Origin of the sequence: Mesorhizobium sp. M0030 (assembly GCF_040323695.1) — a bacterium.
Taxonomy (GTDB): domain Bacteria; phylum Pseudomonadota; class Alphaproteobacteria; order Rhizobiales; family Rhizobiaceae; genus Mesorhizobium.
Genome location: NZ_JAMYVE010000004.1, coordinates 140,503 through 163,348, shown reverse-complemented (window position 1 = coordinate 163,348; position 22,846 = coordinate 140,503). Strand labels below are relative to the sequence as shown.

Here is a 22,846-nt window from a genome sequence, read left to right as displayed (position 1 = left end):
ATGTCCGGACTGAATGACTATCTGGTCCGCTCGGCGGCCGCGATCACCGCGACAGTCGAGCGTGACCTGACCGCCGAGATGGAACGTGCTGTGAGTGCGGTCGTCGCCGCGCTTTCCTCGGGCAAGGCGCTGCTGGTCTGCGGCAATGGCGGCTCGGCCAGCGACGCCATCCACATTGCCACCGAACTGGTCGGCCGCTTCCTTAAGGAGCGCAAGGCCTACAATGTGATTGCGCTGCCGGCCAACGCGGGCATGCTGACCGCCTGGGGCAATGACTATGGCTTCGACACCGTGTTTTCGCGCCAGGTCGAGGCGCATGGCGCGCCCGGCGGCGTGCTGCTTGCCATCTCGACCAGCGGCAATTCGCCGAGCATTCTGGCTGCCGCCGAACAGGCTCGGATGATGGGCATGACGGTGGTCAGCCTCACCGGCGACAGCGGTGGCAAACTCAAGCCGCTCACCGACATACTGCTCAACGTGCCCTCGACCTCGACGCCGATCATCCAGCAGGGACATCTCTGCCTCTACCACTATCTCTGCGAGGTGGTGGAAGACCGTCTGTCGAATGGCTGACACCGGGGCCTACGGTCCATACCCGCTGGCTGAGCCCGGCCTGTGGGTTGAGCGGGTGGGTTCGCGGGTGTTTCCAGCCAACGCGCCGGCGCTGTTCCTCGACCGCGACGGCACCATCAATGTCGACACCGGCTATCCCGACGATCCAGCCAAAATGGCGCTGCGCGACGGCATCGTGCCGGTCATCGCGGCGGCCAACCGGGGCAACATCCCGGTGGTCATCGTCACCAACCAGTCCGGCATCGCGCGCGGCTATTTCGGCTGGAAGGAATTTGCCGCGGTCAACGGCCGGGTTCTCAAGCTGCTTGCCGCCGGCGATGCCTTCGTCGACATGGTTCTGGCCTGCGCCTACCACGAGGCGGGCAGCGGGCCACTGGCGGTCGCCGACCATCCAATGCGCAAGCCCAATCCGGGCATGCTGCTACAGGCCCGGCAGCGTCTCGGCCTCGATCTCAAGCGCTCGCTGATAGTCGGCGACAAGGCCGCGGATATGCAGGCCGGACAACGTGCCGGCCTGCCGCGCGGCTGGCTGGTGGATGGCGAGGGAAGTAATGAGCCGGGCTTCGAGGTTCTGCCGCTGCGCAACCCCGATGATCTGGAACGGCTTTTGAGAGCTGTCGAGTCGCTCGGATCGAGACTGATTTAGCTTTCCGGATCTGTTGCGACGCAATCTCAATGGGTTAGCTTGAGCGTTTCACCGTTTGGCAGAAACGGCGAGCCGATCCATTTCTTTGCTTTGACGCTATTCCCCAGGAAAGCACCACGCTCTTTTGCGGAAAAACTGCAGAGATCAGACATCATTCAAGCAAGAAATTTGCAGATGTCATTCCATCGAAGAACGAGGGGAATTCATTGAAGAAAGCAATCTCTGTTGCCGTTGTCTTGTTGATATTGGCTGTGCTTTCAGCCGTGGGGTATGTCTGGCAAAAACACGGCGTGTATGGGCTCAATGCACTTCTTCGCCGCGGCGGAAGCTACTGGATCGCCGTTGCACCCGACGATGCGCGTCTCTCGCCTGCCATGCAGCTTGCGTTGAAATCGGAAATTCCTGATGTGACCGCTGGAGCCAGCTCATGGAATGAAACCGAGCCTGGATTCCAGGTCAGAGAAATCCCCGTCATGGCGGGCGACCGTGAAATTGACCGGCTCTATCTCAACCGTTTCGATCCAGCCAAATTCCGTTTCGTTGCCCGTAACGAGCCCAGTGGTGCCAAGGACATCGACCAGTGGGAAGCGGCACTCAATCCACAAGGCACAGGCGGCACCGTTCTGATCGTCAATGGCAGTTATTTCGGACTGAAGGGCGAAGCCGACACGCCCTTTGTCAGCATGGGTGCGAGGCTCGGGCCGGATGAATACGATGCGAAGGCCGGCGCCTGGTTCGTGAATGCCTCCGGCACGCATGTGGTCGATCTCAATTCACGTGACTGGCGCGCAGTCACGGAGAATGCCGAAAACGCTATGGTTTCCTATCCATTGCTTGTCGGTGAGGACGGCCGCAACAATGTACGCGCCAAGAGCAACTGGTTGGCCAACCGCACCTTTATCGCGGAAGATCGTCAGGGCTGGATCATCGTCGGTTCGACCAAGGACGCTTTCTTCTCGCTGGACCGGCTAGCAAACTTCCTGTTGCAGACCGACCTCGATCTCAAGACGGCGCTAAACCTCGATGGCGGGCCTGTTGCCTGCCTCAGCGTCCGCTCCGGGAACTACCGGTTGAAACACTATGCCAAGTGGGAAGCCCAGGTCGCGGATGGCGACGTCTCACTGCTTCAAGCACCGCTAGATGTGCCCTGGGGATTGCCTGTTGTTCTCACGGTGGAGCGCAGGTAGCAGATCCTGCCCTTGGCAGGGTGGGTCAAAGTACTCCCGATTCCGTAGCTGAAACCGGATGGCATATTCAACCTTGGCCGCTCATGTTCACGCAATCTGACCCGGAATACCCTACGATTTCGGCGCCAGAATTCGCTTTCTGGCTCATAAATGGTTGCCGCATGTCATCACATTCGTCTGGCTTGCTTGCTCACCTATTTTGCTAGCCTTTTTAGCTTTGCCGGAGATGTCCCCTGGTGAGAGCCCCGGCCCTGGGGACGGCTTCATTCTTTTGCCAGTTGTCGGAGAGGTAGCAGTGTGTCTGTTGGGGTATGTCTTGGTCGGCGTCGCACATGCTTTTTCGAAGTTAATCTCGCTTATCAGGCGCTGAACGCCACCAGCCCTTCGTCCTTGACGCGGCGGATGGTCAGCGCGGTGCGCACCGTGTCGACATTCGGCGCCGAAGCCAGTTCTTCGATGACGAAGGTCTGGAAGGTGCCGAGATCACTCGCCACGCAATGCAGCAGGAAGTCGGATTCGCCCGAGACCATCCAGGCGTCGCGCACGATCGGCCAGCCGCGAGTGCGCTCGGCGAAAGCTTTGAGCTCCGCGTCGGCTTGGTGATGCAGGCCGATCAGGCAGAAGGCGACGACATCCATGCCGAGCGCCGGCGCGTTGAGCAAGGCGCGATAGCCTCTGATGATGCCGGTTTCCTCCAGCCGCCGGACACGGCGCAGGCAGGGCGGGGCGGAAATGCCGACACGGCTCGACAGTTCGACATTGGTCATGCGCCCGTCGGCCTGAAGCTCGCGCAGAATCTTCCAGTCGATGGCATCGAGGTCGGCTTTCAGGGGCATGGCGGTCTCGGCTTAGCGCAAGAATCTTTCGCGCTCTCGTCCTTAAACGACTTTTGTGTCGATGCCAGCCCTTTGGTCGGGCGATTTCGCAACCGTAACGAAAGCGGCCATTGCGCGAATAAGCCTGTAGGCCGAAGCTTTCCGGGGACGACGGCCTGATCGTCTTGCTGGTGTGGTTGGCAACCCTTACATTACCAGCAACATTTCACGTCGTTTTCCAAGGCACACTCGATTGTCTGCCCCGCAGAGGCTTTAGATGACCACCAAGCACGCGCCTGTCCTTATCATCGGTTCCGGCCCGGCCGGCTATACCGCCGCAGTCTACGCCGCGCGCGCCATGCTCAAGCCGATGCTCGTAGCAGGCTTGCAGCAGGGCGGGCAGCTGATGATCACCACCGATGTCGAAAACTATCCGGGCTTCGCCGATCCGATCCAGGGCCCGTGGCTGATGGAGCAGATGCTGAAGCAGGCCGAGCATGTCGGCACTGACATCGTCAACGACATCATCACCGAGGTTGACCTCAATGTGCGGCCGTTCCGCGCCACGGGCGATTCCGGCACCACCTACACGGCCGACGCGCTGATCATTGCCACCGGCGCGCAGGCGAAATGGCTGGGCATCCCCACCGAACAGACCTTCATGGGCTTCGGCGTGTCGGCCTGCGCCACCTGCGATGGTTTTTTCTATCGCGGCAAGGATGTCGCTGTCATCGGCGGCGGCAATTCGGCGGTGGAGGAGGCGCTCTATCTCTCCAATCTGGCGAAGAGCGTGACCGTCATCCACCGGCGCAACGATTTCCGCGCCGAGCGCATCCTGCGTGAGCGGCTGTTGAAAAAGGACAATGTCCGAGTCATCTGGGACACGATCGTCGACGAGATCACCGGCCGGCCCGGCAAGACGCCGCTGCCGCCTTCGGTCGAAGGGCTGAAGCTCAGAAATGCGGTGACCGGCGAGGTCACCCATCTCCAGGTGGACGGCGTGTTCGTGGCGATCGGCCATGCGCCGGCGGTGGAATTGTTTGTCGGCAAGCTGAAGCAGAAGCCGAACGGCTATCTGTGGACGGCGCCGAATTCGACCCGCACCGATGTGCCCGGCGTGTTCGCCGCCGGTGACGTAACCGACGACATCTACCGTCAGGCGGTGACCGCCGCCGGGCTCGGCTGCATGGCCGCGCTCGAGGCGGAAAAATACCTGGCCGGCATCGAGGTGCACCGCGAAGCGGCGGAATAAAATCTATCAAGACGGCGTCGCAAGCCGTTCAAAAGCCTGATTTTTCATTCAGACGCCAAGAACAGAACGAGGGGAATTCAATGGCGTTGGACTGGGACAAGCTTCGCGTGTTTCACGCAGCGGCGGAGGCTGGGTCGTTTACCCATGCCGCCGAGACTTTGCACCTGTCGCAATCGGCGATTTCACGCCAGGTCAGCGCGCTCGAGCATGACGTCGGGGTGCCGCTGTTCAATCGCCATGCCCGCGGCCTAGTGCTGACCGAGCAGGGCGAAATGCTGTTCCGCACGGCGCATGACGTGCTGATGAAGCTGGAGACCATCAAGTCGAAGCTGACCGAGGCAAAGGACCGTCCCTCAGGCGTGCTCAGGGTGACGACGACAGTCGGGCTTGGCGCCGGTTGGCTGACCGAACGGGTGCAGGAGTTCATCGAGCTCTATCCCGAAATCAGCTTGCAGTTGATCCTCGCCAATGAGGAACTCGACCTCACCATGCGTCAGGCGGATTGCGCGATCCGTCTGCGCCAGCCGCAGCAGCCGGACCTGATCCAGCGCCGCCTGTTCACTGTGCATTTCCACCTCTATGCCTCGCCGTCCTATGTCGGCAAGCACGGCAAGCCGACCTCGGTCGCCGATCTGAAGAACCATCGCATCGTCACTTTCGGTGTGCCGGTGCCGTCGCATCTGTCGGAGCTGAACTGGCTGGAAACGATCGGCGATTTCGACGGTGGGCAAAGGGTGCCGACGCTGCAGATCAACGACATCTTGTCGATCAAGCGCGCCGTGCAGGGCGGCGCCGGCATCGCCATGCTGCCCGACTACGTGATCTCCAAGGAATCGGATCTGGTGCAGCTTTTGCCGGAGACCGAGGTGCCGTCCTTCGACACCTATTTCGCCTATCCCGATGCAATGAAGAACCAGGCCAAGCTGCACGTCTTCCGCGACTTCATCATCGCCAAAGCGCGCAGCTGGTCATTTTAAACATGCCCTTGGGAGGTGCTGGTCACCCCCGCCAAGGCGTCAGCCGTGGCAGCCAGCCGGGAACATTGCGGCGGTAGGTCTCGTATTCGCCACCGTAGCGGCGGGCGAGAGTCGGCTCCTCATAGAACCTGACGAAAGAGCCCATGACGATCGCGCCGATGGCGGCATAGGCAGCGACGCTCCAGCTTGAAAACAGCAACGCCTGGCCCAGGATGATCGACAGTACTGTGACATACATCGGGTTGCGGACATGGCGGTACACGCCGCCGATCACCAGTCTCTCGGTGGGCGCGACAGGCGCCGGCGTGCCGAGGCCTTCGAGCGCGAAGCGGGCAAAGGAATGGACGAGCAGGGCGATGGCCGCGACAATCAGGATGGAGCCGGCCGGCACGAAGCCGGGCACCGTCGACAGCGGCAGACGGTAGCGGTCCGTGAGCAGCCAGGGCACCAGCCCGGCGACGACACAAGGTGCGGCGATGAAGAAGACCGCGCTGCCGGCGATCGCCTGGGGTGTCCGCATGTCAGGTCTCCCTTCTTCCGGCCGACCCTTCCCATCCCGCTGCCGCAAAAATAAACGCCTGTTGCCCGATTCAACGTCATTCGGCTTTTTGCCCGCGAGCGCGAGAATCAGCCCGACTTGCGGTTCTGCGAAGGCAACAGCACGGTCGCGCCATTCATTTGGCAACTTTTCGTGGTCCTATGGCCCCTAGACATGGGTTAGACCACAGCCTGTACCTTTTTGCATGCGTGTGTTGCAAAATAGATGCTTGTTTCTTGGGCATGAACAGCACATATATAGATCATCTCCTGGGCGCGTTCTCCTCCCATTAGCGCCCTCGAGTGTTCCCCTCTGGAGGTTAGCCTTAACAGGCACTTCCAATCAAACTCAGCCGGATCTTCATTGATCCGGCTTTTTTGTTTCCGGGCCTGCCGTAGCCAGCGAAAAATCGAGCAAAATCGCCGCGTAACAGTGACATGTAACCTCAGGTAACATGCCGCAGGCGCGATTCATCGTTTAAGCAGATCATAGGACGCGGTGTGGTTCGACCGGGAGATGGGGGCATCACTCGGAAGATCCGGGCTCAGGCGGCTACCGCGTCCGAACTATTCGTCTGCCAGTGCCGTATGGCGCGGCGGATACGTGCGGCGGACCTGCCGTTTTCCTCCCAAGAAGACGGTCCGCAATAAGAGCGGCGTCCGGGTCATCCGGGCGCCGTTTTTTGTGCGGATCATCCTTCGGCCTGTCAGGCAGCCTTGCCGTTGGCGTTCATCGCCTCGTCGGCCAACCGTCCGGTCAGCTCGGCCATGTGATCGAAGGCGCAACGATAGCTGGCGACGCCGGAGGTCGCCGAGCGCAGTTCGATGATCAGGTCGCCGATCTCGGCCTGCGGCATGGTCGCCTCCACGACATCCCATCCCGGCCAGTCAGGCCGCGCGTCGTAGCCAAGGATCTGCCCGCGCCGTTGCGGGATCAGCGCGATGATCTTCGAAGTGGCTTCGGACGGCGTGACGATCTCGACCTTCATGACCGGCTCGAGCAGCACCGGCGAGCAGGCCGCCATGCCTTCCTTCATGGCCAGCTTGGCCGCCATCTGGAAAGCCATGTCGGAGGAATCGACGGCGTGGTAGGAGCCGTCGGAGAGGTTGACGGCGACATCGACCACAGGGAAGCCGAGCGGGCCGGATTTCAGATAATCGCGCACGCCGGTTTCGACCGACTGGATGTAGGTCTTGGGCACGACGCCGCCGGTGATGGTGTCCGAGAACTGAAAGCCGGAGCCGCGCGGCAGCGGCTTGATCTCGATCACCACATCGCCGAACTGGCCATGGCCGCCGGACTGCTTCTTGTGGCGGCCGCGCTGCTGCACCGTCTTTCGGATCGTCTCGCGATAGGGGACGGCAGGCGCATGGCCTTCGACCGGAATCTGATTCTTGCCTTCCAGCCGCTCGCGCACGACCCGCAGATGCATCTCGCCATGGCCGGACAGCACGGTCTCGGCCGAGTCCTGGTTGTGGCGCAAGGTGAGCGAGGGATCTTCCTCGGCCAGGCGCTGGATGGCCGCCGACATTTTGACCTCGTCCTTGCGCTCCTTCGGCCGCAGGGCAAAGGCAAAGACCGGCTGCGGCGGCGTCAGCGTGACCAGCGGCTTGATACCGCCCTTCGTGGAGCTCAACGTCTGGCCGGTCTTGACCTCGTCCAGCTTGCCCAACGCCACCGTGTCGCCGGCCTTGGCAGCGGTGAGCTTGGATTGGTCCTTGCCGAGCATCTTGTAGATGCCGGAGACCTTCGCCGTCTCGCCATTCGACAAATAGAGTTCGGCGGCATCGGCGATTTGGCCGGAGAGTACGCGCGACACGGACAGCTTGCCGCCATGCGCGGTGTGGATGGTCTTCATCACCTGGACCACGGTGTGATTGCCGTCGGGGACGCCGAGCCGTTTGCGCGTCGCCTCGACATCCGGTGCGTCATGGCGGATCGCCTTCAAAAGGCGCAGCACGCCGTTGCCTTTTTCGGCGGTGCCGATAAGCACCGGCGTTATGGCGCCGGCGCGCAGGTCGGCGGACAGATCGTCGAAGACCGCGTCTTTCGGCGGCTCGATCTCCTCCAGCAACTGCTCCATCAACTGGTCGTCATGGTCGGCAAGCGTCTCCAGCATGGAGAAGCGAGCCTCCAGTTCGCGCGCCTTGTCGTCAGTTGGAATTTCGGCAACCTGGCTTTCGGCATATTCGCGGTAGATGTAGGCGCGCTCTAGCGCCAGGTCGATGGAACCGATCACCACATTGTCCTTGCGCAGCGGAATCTGGCGCAGCAACAGCGGCGCCGCGCTCGTCGGCTGCAGCATCTTCAGCGTATCGCGTACGCCGGCGATTGCCTTGTCGACCTTGTTGAGGAACAGGATGCGCGGCACGCCGAGATCGTCGAGCTTGCGCATGATGAGCTGCAAGGCTGGGATCTTCTTCTCGTCGGCCTCGGCGACGACCACCGCGAGATCGCAGGCTGCCAGCACCGGCTCGGCCTCGAAGGAGAATTCGATCGATCCGGGACAGTCGACGAAGGTGATCTGCTCGCCCATGAATTCGGTGGTGGCAAAGGTCGCCTCGACGCTCATGGCGTGCGCCCGCGCCTCGGGCGAATGATCGGAAACGGTGCTTCCCGATGAAACGGGATTTTGGCGGGGGATGGCGCCCGTACGGGCGAGGATGGCTTCGAGAAGTGTCGTCTTACCGCTTGCAAAGGGACCGACTATGGCAATGCATTTCGGTCCCGTGCGTCGTCCTCCGGCGCGAGTACCCATGGCTGACCTCCACTCAGGCTTGGCCCTTGGAGTGCGATCAGCAAAAGTGGAAACGGTTTTGCGCCGATCGCACCCTGTCGTGAGCGGCGGCCGGCCTGTTCGACCGTCGCGGGGCGGGGTTGTTTCTCTTAGCCACCTGCCCAAGCCCATCGTCCCACGGGTTAGCCGGCAGGGCAAGGAAAATAGGAATCCGGTGCGCCGTCAGGCGGCCGAGGCAAGACCCCGGGATCAGAACCGTCCGGCGATTTCAGCTTGCCTGGGTGCGGCGCGTGGGCGTGGCGGCTGCACTCTGCTTCACCACCATCTCGGCGTAGCGCGACAGCAACGGGTTGAACAGGTCTGGGCGTTCCCAGAACGGTGCATGGCCGGCGCCTGATATGACATGGCATTGTTCCCACAGCAAGCCATAGGCCACCGTCTCGAAGTAACTCAGCCGCACCAGCGGATCATGCTCTCCATTGATCACCGCAACCGGGAACGGGGCGTGCTCGACCACCTGTTTCTGGTCGGCGCCCTTGCCGGCAAACATGCTGCGCGCCACGCCGGCGCGAAGCCTGCCGTCGGTGCGCCTTATGGCTTCGCGGAAAGACGGACTGGCGGTATCGCCGAAGCAAAGCGCCTCGAAGCGCTCGATGTCGCGTTCGGAGTAGACCTTCTTGGAGGCCAGCAGCATGTCCCAGTTGGCGTGAAAGCCGCGCAGCATGCCAAGCGGCCCCCGCGACACCGGCGGCGCTCCGGTCAGCACCAGGCCGCTGACCGCATGGTGAAAGCTGGCCAGTTCGACCGCCACATGGCCGCCGAGCGACCAGCCGAAGATGATGGCGTGGCCGATGCCCAAAGCGTCGAGAAGCCGGGCTGTGGTCTGGGCAAGGCCGGTAATCGTATAGGCGGTCGCCGGGTCGCGGGCATCGGAGGACTCGCCGTGGCCGGGAAGGTCGAAGGCGATCAGCCGATGGCCGTCGGCAAGCGGGCTATCGAACTGACGGGCAAACACGGCGCGCGAACTGCCCGACCCATGGATCATGACGATGGGCATGCCGGACCCAGACGACTGGCTGAGGCGCAAGTCGGCCTGCGGCGTGCGGATGGTGCGGTGAGTGATGCTCATGCTGGATTAGACCTTGAGATTTGCCTGACCGCCAACATCGCATCGCTGGCTCTATATGTTCTTTAAACATGTGGTTAAGAAAGGATTTCTAAAGAGATAGCCGGCACGATCGCTGGCTCCATGGCAATCACGCGCGGAATCCCGACAATGGAACCAGTCCTCGATCTTCTTGTCTCGATCTGCAGCATCGCGATGCTTGGCCAATATGTCTGGTCGATGCGGGCGCATTTCCAATCGCAGGCGATGTCTCCAGGCGCCATGGTGATTTCGGCGGCGGTCATCGCCACGGCGCTGTTCTTTCTCGCCACCCTTTGGATCCAATCGCAGCCGGGTTCGGCAAAGCTCACCGGACTTGCCGTCGAACTGGCGAGCTCTGCCCTGTTCTGGTGGGCGATCGTCACGTCGCGCAAGGTGCGGCTGCGCTTCGTCTTCGCACCCGACGATCCGCACAGCCTGCTGACCCACGGCCCCTACGGCCATGTCCGCCACCCCTTCTATACGTCCTACATCGTCTTCTGGATCGGCTGGGGGATCGCGACCTGGTCGGTCTGGGCGTTGGTGCCGGTCGCCGGGATCGCTATCCTCTATGTGTTTGCGGCGCTGGACGAAGAGAAGAAATTTTCGCGCACGCCGCTGGCCGGAGCCTACGCGGACTATCGCGTACGTGCCGGCCTGTTCTGGCCTCGGCTGGGGTGGTAGCGAGCACCGGGGCAGGGTAGGTTCTACTGAACTCAGGGGTCACCAGAGATGAAGATCATTGCCTGCGGCAGCGTGCCGACCATCATCGCACCGGAGAAGTATTTCACCGGCCGCGTGCTGCAGACGCCCATCATCGAGAAGGAAGCGCCGGCGCGGCTGCGGGCCACGCTGGTCAGCTTCGAGCCTGGCGCGCGTACCCACTGGCACACGCATCCGCTCGGCCAAACGCTCTATGTCACGTCGGGCGCCGGCCTTGCGCAGACATGGGGCGGGCCGATCCAGGAGATCAAGGCGGGCGACGTGATCTCGTTCGAGCCGGGCGAGAAGCACTGGCACGGCGCGGGTCCAAAGACGACAATGACCCACGTCGCCATGCAGGAAGCGCTGGACGGCGTCCACGCAGATTGGATGGAAGCGGTCACCAGCGAGCAGTATGGCGGCTGAGGTCTGCTCCTGACAAAAACCCGGCTCGAAGCCGGGTTTCATGTCTCGGTGCCGCCAGTTCAGGTCAGCGATGCCGTGAACCGCTGGATGCGCGTGCAGGCTTCCTCCAGCAGCGTCTCCGACGTGGCGTAGGAGATGCGGAAGTTGGGGCCGAGGCCGAAGGCCGAGCCGAACACCACCGCGACACCCTCGCCTTCGAGCAATTCGGAGCAGAAAGTCTCGTCAGTGTCGATTATCTTGCCGGCCTTGGTCTTCTTGCCAATCAGCTGGGCGCAGGACGGGTAGACATAGAAGGCGCCTTCCGGCGACGGGCAGGTTATGCCGCGCGCCTGGTTGAGCATCGACACGACGAGGTCGCGACGGCCCTGAAAGATCGCCTTGTTCCTGGCGACGAAATCCTGCGGGCCGTTGAGCGCCTCGACCGAGGCCCATTGCGCGATGGTGCAGGCGCCCGAGGTCTGCTGGCCCTGGATCATGTCCATCGCCTTGATCAACTGGACGGGACCCGCGGCATAGCCGATGCGCCAGCCGGTCATGGCGTAGGCTTTCGAGACGCCGTTCATGGTCAGCGTGCGCTCGTAGAGTTTCGGCTCGACCTCGGCGATCGTCCTGAAGACGAAGTCGCCATAGGTCAGGTGTTCGTACATGTCGTCGGTCAGTGTCCAGACATGCGGATGCTTCAAGAGCACGTCGGCCAGCGCGCGCAGCTCGGCTTCCGTGTATGCGGCGCCGGACGGGTTCGACGGCGAGTTCATCAACAGCCATTTGGTCTTCGGCGTGATCGCATTTTCCAGCACGGCGGGAGTGAGCTTGAAACCATTGTCGATCGAAGTATCGGCGAACACCGAGGTGCCGCCGCAGATCGCCACCATTTCGGGATAGCTGACCCAATAGGGGCGGGGGATGATGACCTCATCGCCTGGGTTCAGCGTCGCCATGAAGGCGTTGAACAGGATCTGCTTGCCGCCGGTGCCGACAATGGTCTGCTCGGGCTTGTAGTCGAGATTGTTCTCGCGCTTGAATTTTTTCGCGATCGCCTCACGCAGCGGCGCGATGCCCGAAACCGGCGGGTATTTGGTCTCGCCGCGGCGGATCGCCTCGATCGCCGCATTCTTGATGTTGTCGGGCGTGTCGAAATCCGGTTCGCCGGCGCCGAGGCCGATAATGTCGCGGCCGGCATTTTTCAGCTCGCGGGCTTTCTGCGTCACCGCGATGGTGGCGGAAGGCTTTACGCGGGCAAGGGCGTCGGCAAGAAAGGCCATGGCCAGATATCTCCAGAGGGGTCGGCGCAACCGCAAACAGCTGCGGCGCCTCTCATGTCGCATCGACCCGGCAAGTGCAAGCATTGTCGGATGAGCCAGGGTCAAGGACCCGTGGAGATCGGCTTTTTGGAGCGCGTGCATGACGGTTTCACTCTGCGTTGCGGGCTCTGCAATCGACGCCTATCCCCGGCAAGACTAAATTCATCAACGGCCGCTAAAACCTTTGACGGCAGGATCGCCAGCCATTTCGCCTGTCTCGCGGAGCGAGGGACCCTTGTCGCGCAGCACCGGGCTTGCCCACATCATCCGTCACGATGACGGCACCGCTTCAGGTGTCTGGGGTCCCTACACGCTGCAGAGCGCCTTTCAGCCGATCTTCGCCTTCAAGGAGGGCAAGCTCTCGATCGCAGCATTCGAGGGGCTGATCCGGCCGTTTCGTGACGGCGAGCCGCAATCGCCGATGAACTTCTTCCGCACCTGTCCGGCCGGCGACCGCCTGCATATCGAGGCGCTGACGCGCACGCTGCATTTGCTCAATGCCGGCGCCTGCCTGTCGCAAGAGGCTTCGATCTTCGTCAATTTCGATCCGTCGGTGTTTACCGAGCGCTCCATCGCCGATAACGCGCTGCGCGACATGCGGCTGGTGCTGCACGAAGCCGGGATCGATCCGCGCCGCATCGTGTGCGAGGTGACCGAGCAGAAGTCGGCGTCGCAGGAAACGCTCTACAGCTTTGTCGAGGCGCTGCGGGCCAATGGCTTTCGCATCGCTGTCGACGATTACGGCGCCGATGAATCCGACATCAACCGCATCAAGGAGCTCAAGCCCGACATCGTCAAATTCGATGCGCACTGGATCACGCAACTCATGGAATCGGGGGCCGGCTTTGCCCTGCTGACTGCCATGGTGACGAACTTCGAACTACAGGGCATCCGCACCGTGTTCGAAGGCATCGAGGAAGGCTGGCAGCTTGAATTGGCCGAGAAATCCGGCGCATCGATGGTGCAGGGCTTCGTGCTGGCGAAGCCGGAACTGGCGCCGACCAGCTTTCGCGCTTTCGGCAAGGATGGGCAGCCGTCTGTCGCGGCGGCCGAGCCTGGCAAGACGCCTGCCGGCCCGACTGCAGCGCCTCCGGCGCGGCCGGGCAGGGTGTTCGGGCGCAGGACCGGGCCATGACCGGGCAGCGCGAGAGGCGTCGCGATATCGGCGAAGCGATCTTTGCCGACGAGGTCGGCATCGAATACGGCGTCTACGGCACGTTCCGGCTGAAGAGCGCCTACCAGCCGATCTTTGCGCCACGCGGCGGCGCGTTGGCCGCGGTTGCAGTCGAGGCGCTGATCGAACCGCAGCGCGCTTCCATGCCGGTTGCACCCGCCATGTTCTTCGACAGTGTTGCGCCGGGCGACCGCCTGTTTGTCGAGACGATGTGCCGGATGCTGCATCTGAAAAACTTCCGCAACATCGGCGTCGACGGGCTCGGCCTGTTCTTCAATTACAACCCGATGATCAACGATCATCTCGGGCGGGCGCTGGCCGAGATCCGGCTGATGACGCGGCATCTCGGCGATCTCGACCTGCATGCCGCCATGCTGGTCTGCGAGATCACCGAACAGGCGGCCGACGATAATGTGCTGGCCCCGCTGGTGCGCGAGATGCGGCGCCACGGCATCCGCATCGCCATCGACGATTTCGGCACCGGCCACTCGACCGCGGAGCGGATGAGCCTGCTTCAACCGGATATTGTGAAGATCGACGGCGGCTGGTTCGCCGAATTCTGCCGCCACGCTGCCGCCGAGCGCTTCTTCCGGCCGCTCGTCTCGTCGCTGCACGATCGCGGCGCCAAGGTGCTGGTGGAAGGCATCGAGCAATCCGTGCATCTGCGCGTCGCGCTGGATGGCGGCGTCGACCTGCTACAGGGGTTCCATCTCGGCCGCCCGGCGCTGGCCGGCACGATCTTCAACCGGGAGCCGCTGTCGATCGAGGCGCTGCTTGGCGCCGACAACAAGGTGGTGCCGCTGCATCTGCGGCGCTGATTTTGTCCTCACGCTTGCCGCCGCTTCGCGGCTCGTTCCGGACGGGACGCCAACGGGCGCGATGCCCGGTTGGGCTTGCGGCCTTCGGCCGTAGCGCGCATTCAAAGAGGGCGAACTCGGCCCGCGTGAAGTTCAGCCAAAGCCTGCTCGGCAAACTTATCCAGCCGGCCAGCCTTGGCGTCCGCCTCGATCTGCATATCCCACACCTCTGCCTGATACGCTGCGAACCATTTGGCAAAGGCCTTTAGTTCTGTCGTGTTCAGGGCTGCGATGGATCTTTCAATCTGTTCGAGCTTGGTCATGGGGCGAAACTAATAGCATGGCCATCGTCCAATTCCAGACAAACAAAAAGGCGGGATAAATCCCGCCTTCCCATTTTCGGTAGCCTGATCGGAGCTTTAAGTCCGGGCCGGCAGCTATCTGCTGATCCAGCTTGTCGGGTCTTTCCGCTCCAGCGCGCTTCTCGCGCGACCGTCAGTACATCCGTGACTTGCCGCGCGCCCCGAACTCTCGTCCGGCGCGCGCTATCGCAAAATCAGGCTGCCTTGCTCAGAGAACCAGCGGACGACTTGCCTGTGCGGCGGTCCTGCTCGATCTCGAAGTTGATTTTCTGGCCTTCGACCAGGGTCGACAGTCCAGCGCGCTCGACAGCGGAGATGTGAACGAAAACGTCCGCACCGCCCGAATCAGGCTGAATGAAGCCGAAGCCCTTGGTGGCATTGAACCACTTGACCGTACCAGTTGCCATATGAATAGTCCTCGCATTTGCTTTGGTTTGACCGAACCGAGGTTCAGCCGGTTTGTATCGAGATTTTGGAGATAGACGTCAGCAAACGCGAAGATCGCGAGGCCCGGATCGATCGGCCGAAATATCAATGGAGCTGATATAGGCGGGTTTCGCACCAAAAACAAGATGGCTCGAAAAATGGCGTTGCGGTGGCGCCGCCCAAAGGCCGCCCCAATCGCATGAAAGCGTCGAGCAATCGGGAAGACCGGGACGCCCGACGGCGTTAGTCCGGTTTTGGGAGACTGTCATGAAAACGGTTGTGAAAACCATTCTGCTTGCCGCCTGCCTGACGCTGGCGGCCGCCGAGGCGCAGGCAATTTCGCGCTACGACCCCACTCGTATGAGCTGCGACACGGTGCAAGGCACGATCGCCCGCCAGGGCGCGGTCATCCTGCGCTATCAGTCCAGGCGCGTGCCGGGGCTGCCGCTCTTCGACCGCTATGTGCAGAGCCAGCAATTCTGCAATGTCGGCGAGGTCAGGAAGCGCGCCTATGTACCGAGCGCCGATACCGAATCCTGCCCGGTCTATCTCTGCAAGCGGATCGAGAACGACCATTTTCACCGCCGCTTCCTGCGCCGTCATTAGGGCATATTGATATTCGGGTGAGGCCGGCCTGCGAACGATGGTCTTCTGCGCTTCCGGCGCCCACGTACATTAAGTACGCTCCGCTCCGGTTCTCGAAGACCATAGTTCTCGGTGCGGCCTGACCTGAATCTCAACATACCCAGCCGGCATACCATTCAAGCTCTTAGAACCCGAACGAGACCTGCGCCGCCGGCGGCGGGCCGACGCGCACGCCTTCCATGGCCAGCATCTTTTCCTTGGTGGCCGAGCCGCCGGGCGCCGAGAAGCCGCCGATCTTGCCGCCCGCGGCTAGAATCCGATGGCAGGGGATGACCAGCGGCACCGGGTTGGCGCCCAGCGCTGCCCCGGTTTCGCGCGGCAGGCCGGCTTGGCCAGCGCGCTTGGCCAGTTCGCCATAGGTGGTGGTTTCGCCATAATGCAGTTTCCGCGCCGCCTCGTAGATGGCGAGACGGAAGTCGTCGACGCCGTCGAGATCGACCGGCACGCCGGAGAAATCGACGTCCTCGCCTGACGCATACGCCTTGATCGAGGCGATCAGCTCGACCACCCATTGCGGCTGCCCAATGTTCGCAGTGGTATTGGCGGCAACACCGGCATGCCGCATCAGCCGGCGCTCCACCGCTTCGCGGCTCCTTTCGGGCAGGCAGAGCCGGATCAGGCCCTTTTCGCTCCAGGCGATGCCCATGAAGCCGATCACTGTTTCTAACACTGCGTGGCCGGCTGTGATCGAAGATGCCGTTTCCATGATGCGCTCCTTTCCGCAAAGCGGCGAAAACCGGGATGCCAACCGGTACATATGCAGAACAATATGGCATCTGATCCCGGCTCTCGCCACCCGAAAACCACCAGATGGTCCCGATTGCCCACCAGGAATCGCTGGTGTAAGGACTTCTTAACAACCGACAAATCGGACCCGCGCGGCTTGCCAGCAAAATTCAACCTTTTCGCGATCTCTGTGATCGTCGGCGCAGCTGCCCTCAGCGGCTGCCAATCGACCTCGCAGATGAAGGCCACGCCTGCGCTGACCGAAACCGCGACCGCTGCCGGCAGCGATGCCGGCTTTACCGTGCCGCTGCCCGATACGGTTTCGGTGCTGCCGCAATCCTCGGGCATAACACCCGTCCAGGCGGCCGAAGCGGCGCCGGCCACGCCAGCGCTCGATGCCGCTGCGCAGCCGGTTGCCGCGACCGCGGCCTTTGCCGGCGCGACGCCCACGGCCCCGGCCGTGCCTGCGGTGATGGCCGCCAATGCTTGGCAGGCGCCTGCGCCCGCCAACGCCGGACAGCCGGTCGCGGCGCAATATACGACCGCCAGCCTTGTCATGCCGGCGACCGCCAAGGGCGGCCAGAACGCCATGCCCGGCGTGCAGCAGGTAGCCTCTGTCGTGCCGCAGAACCCGGCTTCCTTGGGCCTGTTCCCCGCCGCGCCGCTCGGTCTCCCGGAAGAAGAGCATGCGACCGGCATGCGCGGCGACGTCGACCGGCTGATCCAGAAATACGCCGCTCTCTACGAGGTGCCGGTCGATCTGGTGCGCCACGTCGTCAACCGCGAAAGCACCTACAATCCGAAGGCTTACAATAACGGCCATTGGGGCCTGATGCAGATCAAGCACGCGACGGCGCGCGGCATGGGCTATGACGGGCCGGCCAAGGGCTTGTTCGACGCCGAAACCAATCTGAAATACGCGGTCAAATATCTGCGTGGCGCCTGGCTGGTGGCGGGTGGCAACGCCAAGAAGGCCGATTGGCTCTACCAGACCGGCTATTATTTCGACGCCAAGCGCAAAGGCCTGCTCGAGGCCACCGGCCTCGGTGTCGACCGCAAGCGCCGCCGGCTGCAGCCCGACGCCTGAGCGCGATGCCTGAACCGCGCCCGCCGGCTCCAAACGACATCCGGCTGCGCAAGATCCTCGACGAGACGCTCGTTGCGCCGCACTGGCCGGACGGCTTTGCCATGCGCTGCTTCGAACATGGTGACGCGCAGCCCCTGCACGCGCTTTTGACCGAGGTGTTCGACGACGGCACCGACGGCCCGTTCGACGAATGGTGGCCGCGCATATCCAGCGATGCCGAATTCGACCCGGCGCTGTGTTTCCTGGTCATCGACGCCAAGGGACGGCTGGCGGCGGCAGCGCTGTGCTGGACGAGGGCCTTCGTCAAGGACCTCGCGGTCCATCCCGGAGCGCGCGGCAAAGGAATTGGCGAAGCGCTGATGTGGCAGGCCTTCAACGCCTTTCGCGATCGAGGCGCGGCCCATGTCGACCTCAAGACCAACACGGTCGAGAACGCCGCCGCGCTCCGGCTCTACGAGCGGCTGGGAATGATGCCTGTCGCCTGGGAAGGGTAAGGGCTTTTTTCTTGCCGCAATTCCCTGGGGAAAACGCTACGCGCTTTTCCCGGGAAAACCGGTTCCCACCTTTCCTGGAATTGCTCGAGCGCTGTTGAAAACCTCCGGATTGTGAACTGCTTCACATTGGCCGCCGCAACCGGATGCTACCTCACCATCCATGCCTTTCGACCGATGGCGGATCGACGACTGGCAGATGTGGAGGGGCTGCACCGGCATGTGTTCAGCCGCTCCTTGGCGGGTCCCAGGCGGGGGTTTGGGGCCCGCCAGTCGTTTTACGGTCGCCCTCAGATATCGGGCGCATTGCCGATCTTCTTTTTGAGCTCAATCGCCCAGGCGCGGCCCTCGTCGCCGCCCCACAACAGCCAGGCGATATGGCCGGCCGAAGGATTGTCTTCATTGCCGTAATTCTTGCCGCGCTTGTCGACCTCGTGGCGGGCGAAGTAGCTGACCATGCGGCGGATGGTGGATGGCGCCAGCTTTTCGCGGTTCTTGAGTTCCGTCGCCCGCGCGACGCCGATCTCGGTGCCGCCACGGCCGAACTGCTTGCGCAGCCTCAACCCCTTGGCGGCATTGTCGGCCACCACTTGCGGGCAGCGCAGATCGATCTCTTCATCCTCTTGCATGTGTCTCCCCAGCTCCGGAAGCCTAGCCTGCGGACCCAATGCGGGAAAAGCAACCGGTTCCCAATGCCGCGCCGTCCATCAGGACCAGGATCCGCGCGCCATCGGCGCGTGCGAGATCCTGTGGAACCTTATGGATGTCACGCCTGAGGTCGGCCGAACTGGACCGAACAGCTGCAATATGGCGAGGCGTGCTGTCCTGAGGTTTGTCCGCCAGGGGCTCGGGACGGCTCTTCGGCAGATGGTCGCTGACGAATAGTTCTCCGGACGCAACCCTGCCGCCAATGCCGCGTTTGATTAGCCGAGGGAAATTTTCAAATCGGAGAACTCAGATGAAAACGCTTCTCACCATTGCCGCCGTCGCCTTGTTCGCCGGTGCCCCTGCCGCCTTTGCGGCCAACTCGACTGCGGTCGCGCCTGCCATGGCCGCCAGCAAGGTCGATACCCCAACCTTCGTCAAGACGGTGCCTAGCTCCAACGAATTCGAAATCCAGTCGAGCAAGCTCGCCGAGGAAAAATCCAAGGCGGCTGACGTCAGGAAATTCGCCAAGCAGATGGTCAAGGACCACACCAAAGCCGGCAAGGAGTTCAAGGCGGCGCTGAGCCAGGGCCAGACCACCGGTTCGACCAAAGCCGCGGGGCCGGCCCTGCAGCCGAAGGAGCAGGCAATGCTCGACGAGTTGAAGAGCGCAAGCGGCAAGGATTTTGACGCCAAGTACATCCAGATGCAGACGGACGCGCACAAGGAGGCCGTAGCCCTGTTCAGCAGCTATGCCAACTCGGGCGACGACCCGGCGATGAAGGAATTCGCCAAGAAGACGCTGCCGACGCTGCAGATGCACGAGAAGCACGTGAAGGAACTCGCGGCCGCGCATCAGGGTTGAGGACGGGTGACTGGCCAGCAATAGCATTCTACGGCGCCCCCCTCTGTCCTGCCGGACATCTCCCCCACGAGTGGGGAGATCAGCAGCGTCGGCGCCGTGCTTTTCTTGCGACGGTGAAAATTGGCGAAGGCTGAGGCGACAGCCAATCTCCCTGCTTGTGGGGAGATGTCCGGCAGGACAGAGGGGGCGCCGTAGAGTGCGACGGCCGATGCCTGCCGTTGGCAAGGCATTGCGGCAAAGTGGCTCTGTGGCTGCGGCGGCAGTGGCATACACTGCCGCCACCAATTCAATGGAGCTCCCATGCCCAAGCTCGACCTGTCCACCGTGCCTGTCCGCAAGGGCTCCGGCTACCCCGCACCCTTCGACGCCCCTTGCGCCGAGCGCACACGCCACCGCCTCGGCGATGCCGGCGGCCTCACCGATTTCGGCGTCAACCTGATGACATTGCCATCAGGCGGCTGGTCCAGCCAGCGCCACTGGCACAGCCATGAGGACGAGCTCGTCTATGTGCTGGAAGGCGAACTGGTGCTGGTCGAGGATGGCGGCGAGACGCTGCTCAAGGCCGGCGATAGTGCTGCCTTCGCCAAGAACAGCGGCAACGGCCACCACATGATCAACCGCTCGTCCACAACGGCGCGCTATCTCGAAGTCGGCTCGCGCAATCCGGATGATCTCATCACTTGCTCCGACATCGACATGATGAGCCCGAGTTCCGATGGCAGGTTCCTGCACAAGGACGGCATGCCCTATCCGGGGCAGGGGTGACGGCTGGACTATGGTCCGGCGCTGGCATCCGGCAACCGGCAGGATAAGCTCCCGGCAAACCCAGGGAGGACCCAGTGAAAAAAGAAGTCATCGAAGTGCCTGTCATGTCGGCCAAGGTGCGGGCGCTCGGGCTGCCCTGCTCGACCGCGGTCAGGGCCAATGGCTTCGTGTTCATCTCGGCAACGCCGCCGGTGGACATGGCGACCGGCGAGATGGTGCGCGGCGACATCGAGACACAGACCGAGGCGTCGCTGAAGGCGCTGAGACACTGCCTGGAGGCGGCAGGCACCTCGCTGGACAATGTGGTGATGGTGCGCATCTACGCCGTCAATTCCGGCTTCTACAACGCCATCAACCGGGTCTATGCCAAGTATTTCAGCGTCAACCCGCCGGCGCGGAGTTTCGTGCCGGTGGCGTCTTGGCCCATGGAGTTCGATATCGAGATCGAGTGTGTCGCGGTGGCGTGAGGGGTTCGCGTGATAATGGGCCTGAAAACAGTAAAGGCAGATGTGGAGCCTATATGAGGGACGACCTATGCGCCATTCGGTGCCGGTAGCGCTAACCGATCGAAAAAAGCCTTGTGTCGACGTCTCGCATCGCGCCCAACACGCTCAAAAGGTACAAATTCGATATATGCGTTGAGCGTTGGGTTAAATATGAAATAACCCTCCGCGCCACCAAACATTGGGTGAAACTGGTATTCGTCTACTATTGCCTGTGTCAATTTATCGCTTATATCGCATATAATATATGCGTAAAACCTTGTTGGTTGATTGGCCCTAATTTTTTGGGCCGTTTTCTGACCATTTACCCTCGCGTATATTCCTTATGTACCGAATTACTTGTGTGTAAGGATGCTCCTCTCTAGACGGTAGAGGGCCAGGCCGCTTTAGCTCCACAATGACGACTTCTCGGAGGTCATCGAGACTATCGTCAGTAGAAAAAGCAAAACTGAAATAGCACGCGATATCAGGCTCATTTCCGCTGCTCACTTCAAAAAGCGCAGCATGCTTGGAAATATCGCGATCAGAGTCGATGAAATTCGCAAACGTCAACCGCTCGTCGATTAGCCACAAATTGTTGTCATCGAAGTCGCGATGTCCGCTCACGGAGCTATGTCGCGGAAAAATCAGACTATGTACTGCAGCCTCTCTCTCGAATTTGTCGCCGGATCTTCCGATGACTTTCTCATAGAGCTCGATTATTTTTTTTCTAAAGAGAAGATATCCAATTAGAGAAGATTGGTGCGCCTTTATAGATTCGAGGTATACCGCATCAAATTCCTGAACAATTTTTTTAGAATCTATTTCTCCAGAGTGCTCGAATTTCTGGAGTGTCGCTTCCAGTCTAGCTCTGCCGTGGCTTAGCCGTCGGGCGTGAGCGATGGCCAAGTGATCCACTATATCTTTCGCGCTTGAGCCTAGCGGAATATTCTCTGTCTCGTCATTAGTCCCGGTAACAAGATATCGATACTCTGGATATTCACGTTTTATAACTAGTTCGACCTCAGAGGCGCGTATAAGTCTTGCTTCCTCTATATAGGGACGGAGATGGTTTTGGACTAAGCCATCGATTTCGTCGTCGAGCGCTTGGTAGCTTATTGGCTCAATTAAGCTTGGTTCATCGGGAAGGTCGATAGATGTCCTTTGACCGCTTACGCGTTGATCCAGGTAGGAACCTGTTACATAGCAGTGATAGTAAAAATCTCCGTATTCATCCTTAAGCCTGTGATTGGGTATCGAATCAATTTTCTTAGTTCGAACGGCTCTGCCATCTGCGCAAATAGATACCGCATGCGCTCGTTCGTAAGGCGAGCGGATTCGAATATGGTGCGCGGTAAATTTAACCTCTCCGATTTCGAACGGTTCATTGGCGACAGAGCTGTAGTCACTTAGATTTATCTCTAGCCGATCGGCCCCGTCGACCAAGGTAATTTTGGGGGGGCTTGGCGATATGAGAACGGGCATAAAATGCCTGCAAATTTCTCGTGCCAGGTTGTCAATTTTTCGGGGTATTCGGTCTCGAAATTTTGGGAGTGACTTCAGCAGATTTACAGCAGTGCCGGTCACTGGAAGGCTAATTTGCCGAGACGTTTCGCTATGGATCCCTGAAGGCAATGAGAATTGAAACTGTCGTTCAAAGATTTTGTCGTCTTGCTTAAATTTGGAATCGACGGTTACCTCTTCGAACGCTTTGAGCCACGAGAGTCGTCCAACCCCCTTGCCACCGATCCCTATATTTTCTTTGTAAGACGAGGCAATTTCGTTGAAAGCCTTCATATGCGCGTTGGTAAAACCGACGCCATTGTCTGTGATTTTAAAGGATAAGATGGGACTTTGCCCCTGAAATTCATCACCAGATAAAACCGCTTGTTCCTCGTCTCGTTGGAGAATTACCTCTATTCGAGGATCGGAATTATGGCTCTCTTTAAGCGCATGTATCGCGTTTGAAATAGCTTCAAATAGCGGAAATAGCGCGCCCCCTATCGGGGAGAGCGGCCAGTGTTCGACTAACCTTTGAAAATTCGTTTCCATTTAACTGCTCCGGTCAAAGCATTGACCTTTG

General features: G+C 61.1%; 25 protein-coding genes. 15 read left to right on the top strand and 10 right to left on the bottom strand.

What is annotated here, in order from left to right; all coding sequences use genetic code 11:
- From NKJ80_RS10845 to NKJ80_RS10835, 3 genes are all read left to right on the top strand, one after another.
- Window positions 1-573 (top strand): D-sedoheptulose-7-phosphate isomerase, encoded by a 573-nt coding sequence (locus tag NKJ80_RS10845; RefSeq protein WP_023671975.1) that lies wholly within the window; start codon window positions 1-3, stop codon window positions 571-573.
- The gene (locus NKJ80_RS10840) at window positions 566-1,219 is read left to right on the top strand and encodes a D-glycero-alpha-D-manno-heptose-1,7-bisphosphate 7-phosphatase (protein WP_023671974.1); all 654 of its coding nucleotides are present in this window, start codon (window positions 566-568) and stop codon (window positions 1,217-1,219) included. Before NKJ80_RS10845 ends, NKJ80_RS10840 begins: the two co-directional genes overlap by 8 nt.
- Window positions 1,220-1,425: 206 nt before the next feature.
- Complete coding sequence (locus NKJ80_RS10835) at window positions 1,426-2,406, top strand: phosphodiester glycosidase family protein (RefSeq protein ID WP_245260033.1); 981 nt, start codon at window positions 1,426-1,428, stop codon at window positions 2,404-2,406.
- 359 nt (window positions 2,407-2,765) lie between these two features.
- Here the strand turns inward: NKJ80_RS10835 and NKJ80_RS10830 are convergent, their stop codons facing one another.
- A complete protein-coding gene (locus tag NKJ80_RS10830; protein ID WP_023689719.1) occupies window positions 2,766-3,242 on the bottom strand; it encodes an Lrp/AsnC family transcriptional regulator in 477 nt (158 codons plus the stop codon).
- Window positions 3,243-3,498: 256 nt separating this feature from the next.
- Here NKJ80_RS10830 and trxB point away from each other — a divergent pair, with 256 nt between their 5' ends.
- Both trxB and NKJ80_RS10820 read left to right on the top strand, forming a co-directional pair.
- On the top strand, window positions 3,499-4,473 hold the full coding sequence (gene trxB, locus NKJ80_RS10825; protein WP_023689720.1) for a thioredoxin-disulfide reductase: 975 nt from the start codon (window positions 3,499-3,501) through the stop codon (window positions 4,471-4,473).
- 80 nt (window positions 4,474-4,553) lie between these two features.
- A complete protein-coding gene (locus NKJ80_RS10820; protein WP_023671970.1) occupies window positions 4,554-5,450 on the top strand; it encodes a LysR family transcriptional regulator in 897 nt (298 codons plus the stop codon).
- Between the two features lie 22 nt (window positions 5,451-5,472).
- On the opposite strand, the gene NKJ80_RS10815 is transcribed toward NKJ80_RS10820, so the two are convergent.
- The 3 genes from NKJ80_RS10815 to NKJ80_RS10805 form a co-directional block, all read right to left on the bottom strand.
- Window positions 5,473-5,970, bottom strand: coding sequence for a methyltransferase family protein (locus NKJ80_RS10815; RefSeq protein WP_352461926.1), 498 nt, complete (start codon window positions 5,968-5,970; stop codon window positions 5,473-5,475).
- A gap of 724 nt (window positions 5,971-6,694) precedes the next feature.
- Complete coding sequence (locus NKJ80_RS10810) at window positions 6,695-8,746, bottom strand: elongation factor G (protein ID WP_023683761.1); 2,052 nt, start codon at window positions 8,744-8,746, stop codon at window positions 6,695-6,697.
- 247 nt (window positions 8,747-8,993) lie between these two features.
- Window positions 8,994-9,854 (bottom strand): alpha/beta fold hydrolase, encoded by an 861-nt coding sequence (locus NKJ80_RS10805; RefSeq protein WP_023671967.1) that lies wholly within the window; start codon window positions 9,852-9,854, stop codon window positions 8,994-8,996.
- 147 nt (window positions 9,855-10,001) lie between these two features.
- Here NKJ80_RS10805 and NKJ80_RS10800 point away from each other — a divergent pair, with 147 nt between their 5' ends.
- Window positions 10,002-10,553 (top strand): methyltransferase family protein, encoded by a 552-nt coding sequence (locus tag NKJ80_RS10800; RefSeq protein WP_023683763.1) that lies wholly within the window; start codon window positions 10,002-10,004, stop codon window positions 10,551-10,553.
- Window positions 10,554-10,601: 48 nt separating this feature from the next.
- Complete coding sequence (locus NKJ80_RS10795; RefSeq protein WP_023683764.1) at window positions 10,602-10,997, top strand: (R)-mandelonitrile lyase; 396 nt, start codon at window positions 10,602-10,604, stop codon at window positions 10,995-10,997.
- Window positions 10,998-11,056: 59 nt separating this feature from the next.
- On the opposite strand, the gene NKJ80_RS10790 is transcribed toward NKJ80_RS10795, so the two are convergent.
- Window positions 11,057-12,259 carry a pyridoxal phosphate-dependent aminotransferase gene (locus NKJ80_RS10790; protein WP_023691539.1) on the bottom strand — a complete coding sequence of 401 codons (1,203 nt, stop codon included), beginning with the start codon at window positions 12,257-12,259 and terminating at the stop codon, window positions 11,057-11,059.
- A 274-nt stretch (window positions 12,260-12,533) separates the two neighbouring features.
- Here NKJ80_RS10790 and NKJ80_RS10785 point away from each other — a divergent pair, with 274 nt between their 5' ends.
- Window positions 12,534-13,433, top strand: coding sequence for an EAL domain-containing protein (locus NKJ80_RS10785; protein WP_352497557.1), 900 nt, complete (start codon window positions 12,534-12,536; stop codon window positions 13,431-13,433).
- The gene (locus NKJ80_RS10780; protein ID WP_023671962.1) at window positions 13,430-14,290 is read left to right on the top strand and encodes an EAL domain-containing protein; all 861 of its coding nucleotides are present in this window, start codon (window positions 13,430-13,432) and stop codon (window positions 14,288-14,290) included. The genes NKJ80_RS10785 and NKJ80_RS10780 overlap by 4 nt, the downstream gene beginning before the upstream one ends.
- A gap of 101 nt (window positions 14,291-14,391) precedes the next feature.
- On the opposite strand, the gene NKJ80_RS10775 is transcribed toward NKJ80_RS10780, so the two are convergent.
- Window positions 14,392-14,592, bottom strand: coding sequence for a hypothetical protein (locus tag NKJ80_RS10775; protein WP_023748189.1), 201 nt, complete (start codon window positions 14,590-14,592; stop codon window positions 14,392-14,394).
- A 233-nt stretch (window positions 14,593-14,825) separates the two neighbouring features.
- Complete coding sequence (locus tag NKJ80_RS10770; protein ID WP_015316174.1) at window positions 14,826-15,038, bottom strand: cold-shock protein; 213 nt, start codon at window positions 15,036-15,038, stop codon at window positions 14,826-14,828.
- 298 nt (window positions 15,039-15,336) lie between these two features.
- Here NKJ80_RS10770 and NKJ80_RS10765 point away from each other — a divergent pair, with 298 nt between their 5' ends.
- Window positions 15,337-15,663 (top strand): hypothetical protein, encoded by a 327-nt coding sequence (locus NKJ80_RS10765; protein ID WP_023748190.1) that lies wholly within the window; start codon window positions 15,337-15,339, stop codon window positions 15,661-15,663.
- Window positions 15,664-15,826: 163 nt separating this feature from the next.
- Here the strand turns inward: NKJ80_RS10765 and NKJ80_RS10760 are convergent, their stop codons facing one another.
- A complete protein-coding gene (locus tag NKJ80_RS10760) occupies window positions 15,827-16,408 on the bottom strand; it encodes a methylated-DNA--[protein]-cysteine S-methyltransferase (protein WP_023828092.1) in 582 nt (193 codons plus the stop codon).
- A 177-nt stretch (window positions 16,409-16,585) separates the two neighbouring features.
- Here NKJ80_RS10760 and NKJ80_RS10755 point away from each other — a divergent pair, with 177 nt between their 5' ends.
- The gene (locus tag NKJ80_RS10755) at window positions 16,586-17,515 is read left to right on the top strand and encodes a transglycosylase SLT domain-containing protein (protein WP_352497556.1); all 930 of its coding nucleotides are present in this window, start codon (window positions 16,586-16,588) and stop codon (window positions 17,513-17,515) included.
- A gap of 5 nt (window positions 17,516-17,520) precedes the next feature.
- Window positions 17,521-18,009 (top strand): GNAT family N-acetyltransferase, encoded by a 489-nt coding sequence (locus tag NKJ80_RS10750; RefSeq protein ID WP_023705860.1) that lies wholly within the window; start codon window positions 17,521-17,523, stop codon window positions 18,007-18,009.
- Window positions 18,010-18,296: 287 nt separating this feature from the next.
- On the opposite strand, the gene NKJ80_RS10745 is transcribed toward NKJ80_RS10750, so the two are convergent.
- The gene (locus NKJ80_RS10745) at window positions 18,297-18,635 is read right to left on the bottom strand and encodes a hypothetical protein (protein ID WP_023672415.1); all 339 of its coding nucleotides are present in this window, start codon (window positions 18,633-18,635) and stop codon (window positions 18,297-18,299) included.
- A gap of 329 nt (window positions 18,636-18,964) precedes the next feature.
- Between NKJ80_RS10745 and NKJ80_RS10740 the strand changes: the two genes are divergently transcribed.
- The 3 genes from NKJ80_RS10740 (at window position 18,965) to NKJ80_RS10730 (ending at window position 20,748) form a co-directional block, all read left to right on the top strand.
- A complete protein-coding gene (locus NKJ80_RS10740) occupies window positions 18,965-19,516 on the top strand; it encodes a DUF4142 domain-containing protein (protein ID WP_023672417.1) in 552 nt (183 codons plus the stop codon).
- 300 nt (window positions 19,517-19,816) lie between these two features.
- Window positions 19,817-20,281, top strand: a complete 465-nt coding sequence (locus NKJ80_RS10735) for a cupin domain-containing protein (RefSeq protein WP_352497555.1) — start codon at window positions 19,817-19,819, stop codon at window positions 20,279-20,281.
- Window positions 20,282-20,355: 74 nt separating this feature from the next.
- Window positions 20,356-20,748: a RidA family protein gene (locus NKJ80_RS10730; protein ID WP_352497554.1), complete on the top strand. Its 393-nt coding sequence runs from the start codon at window positions 20,356-20,358 to the stop codon at window positions 20,746-20,748.
- 312 nt (window positions 20,749-21,060) lie between these two features.
- Here NKJ80_RS10730 and NKJ80_RS10725 read toward each other — a convergent pair whose 3' ends face one another.
- The gene (locus NKJ80_RS10725) at window positions 21,061-22,815 is read right to left on the bottom strand and encodes an ATP-binding protein (protein ID WP_352497553.1); all 1,755 of its coding nucleotides are present in this window, start codon (window positions 22,813-22,815) and stop codon (window positions 21,061-21,063) included.
- Between the last annotated feature and the right edge of the window lie 31 nt (window positions 22,816-22,846).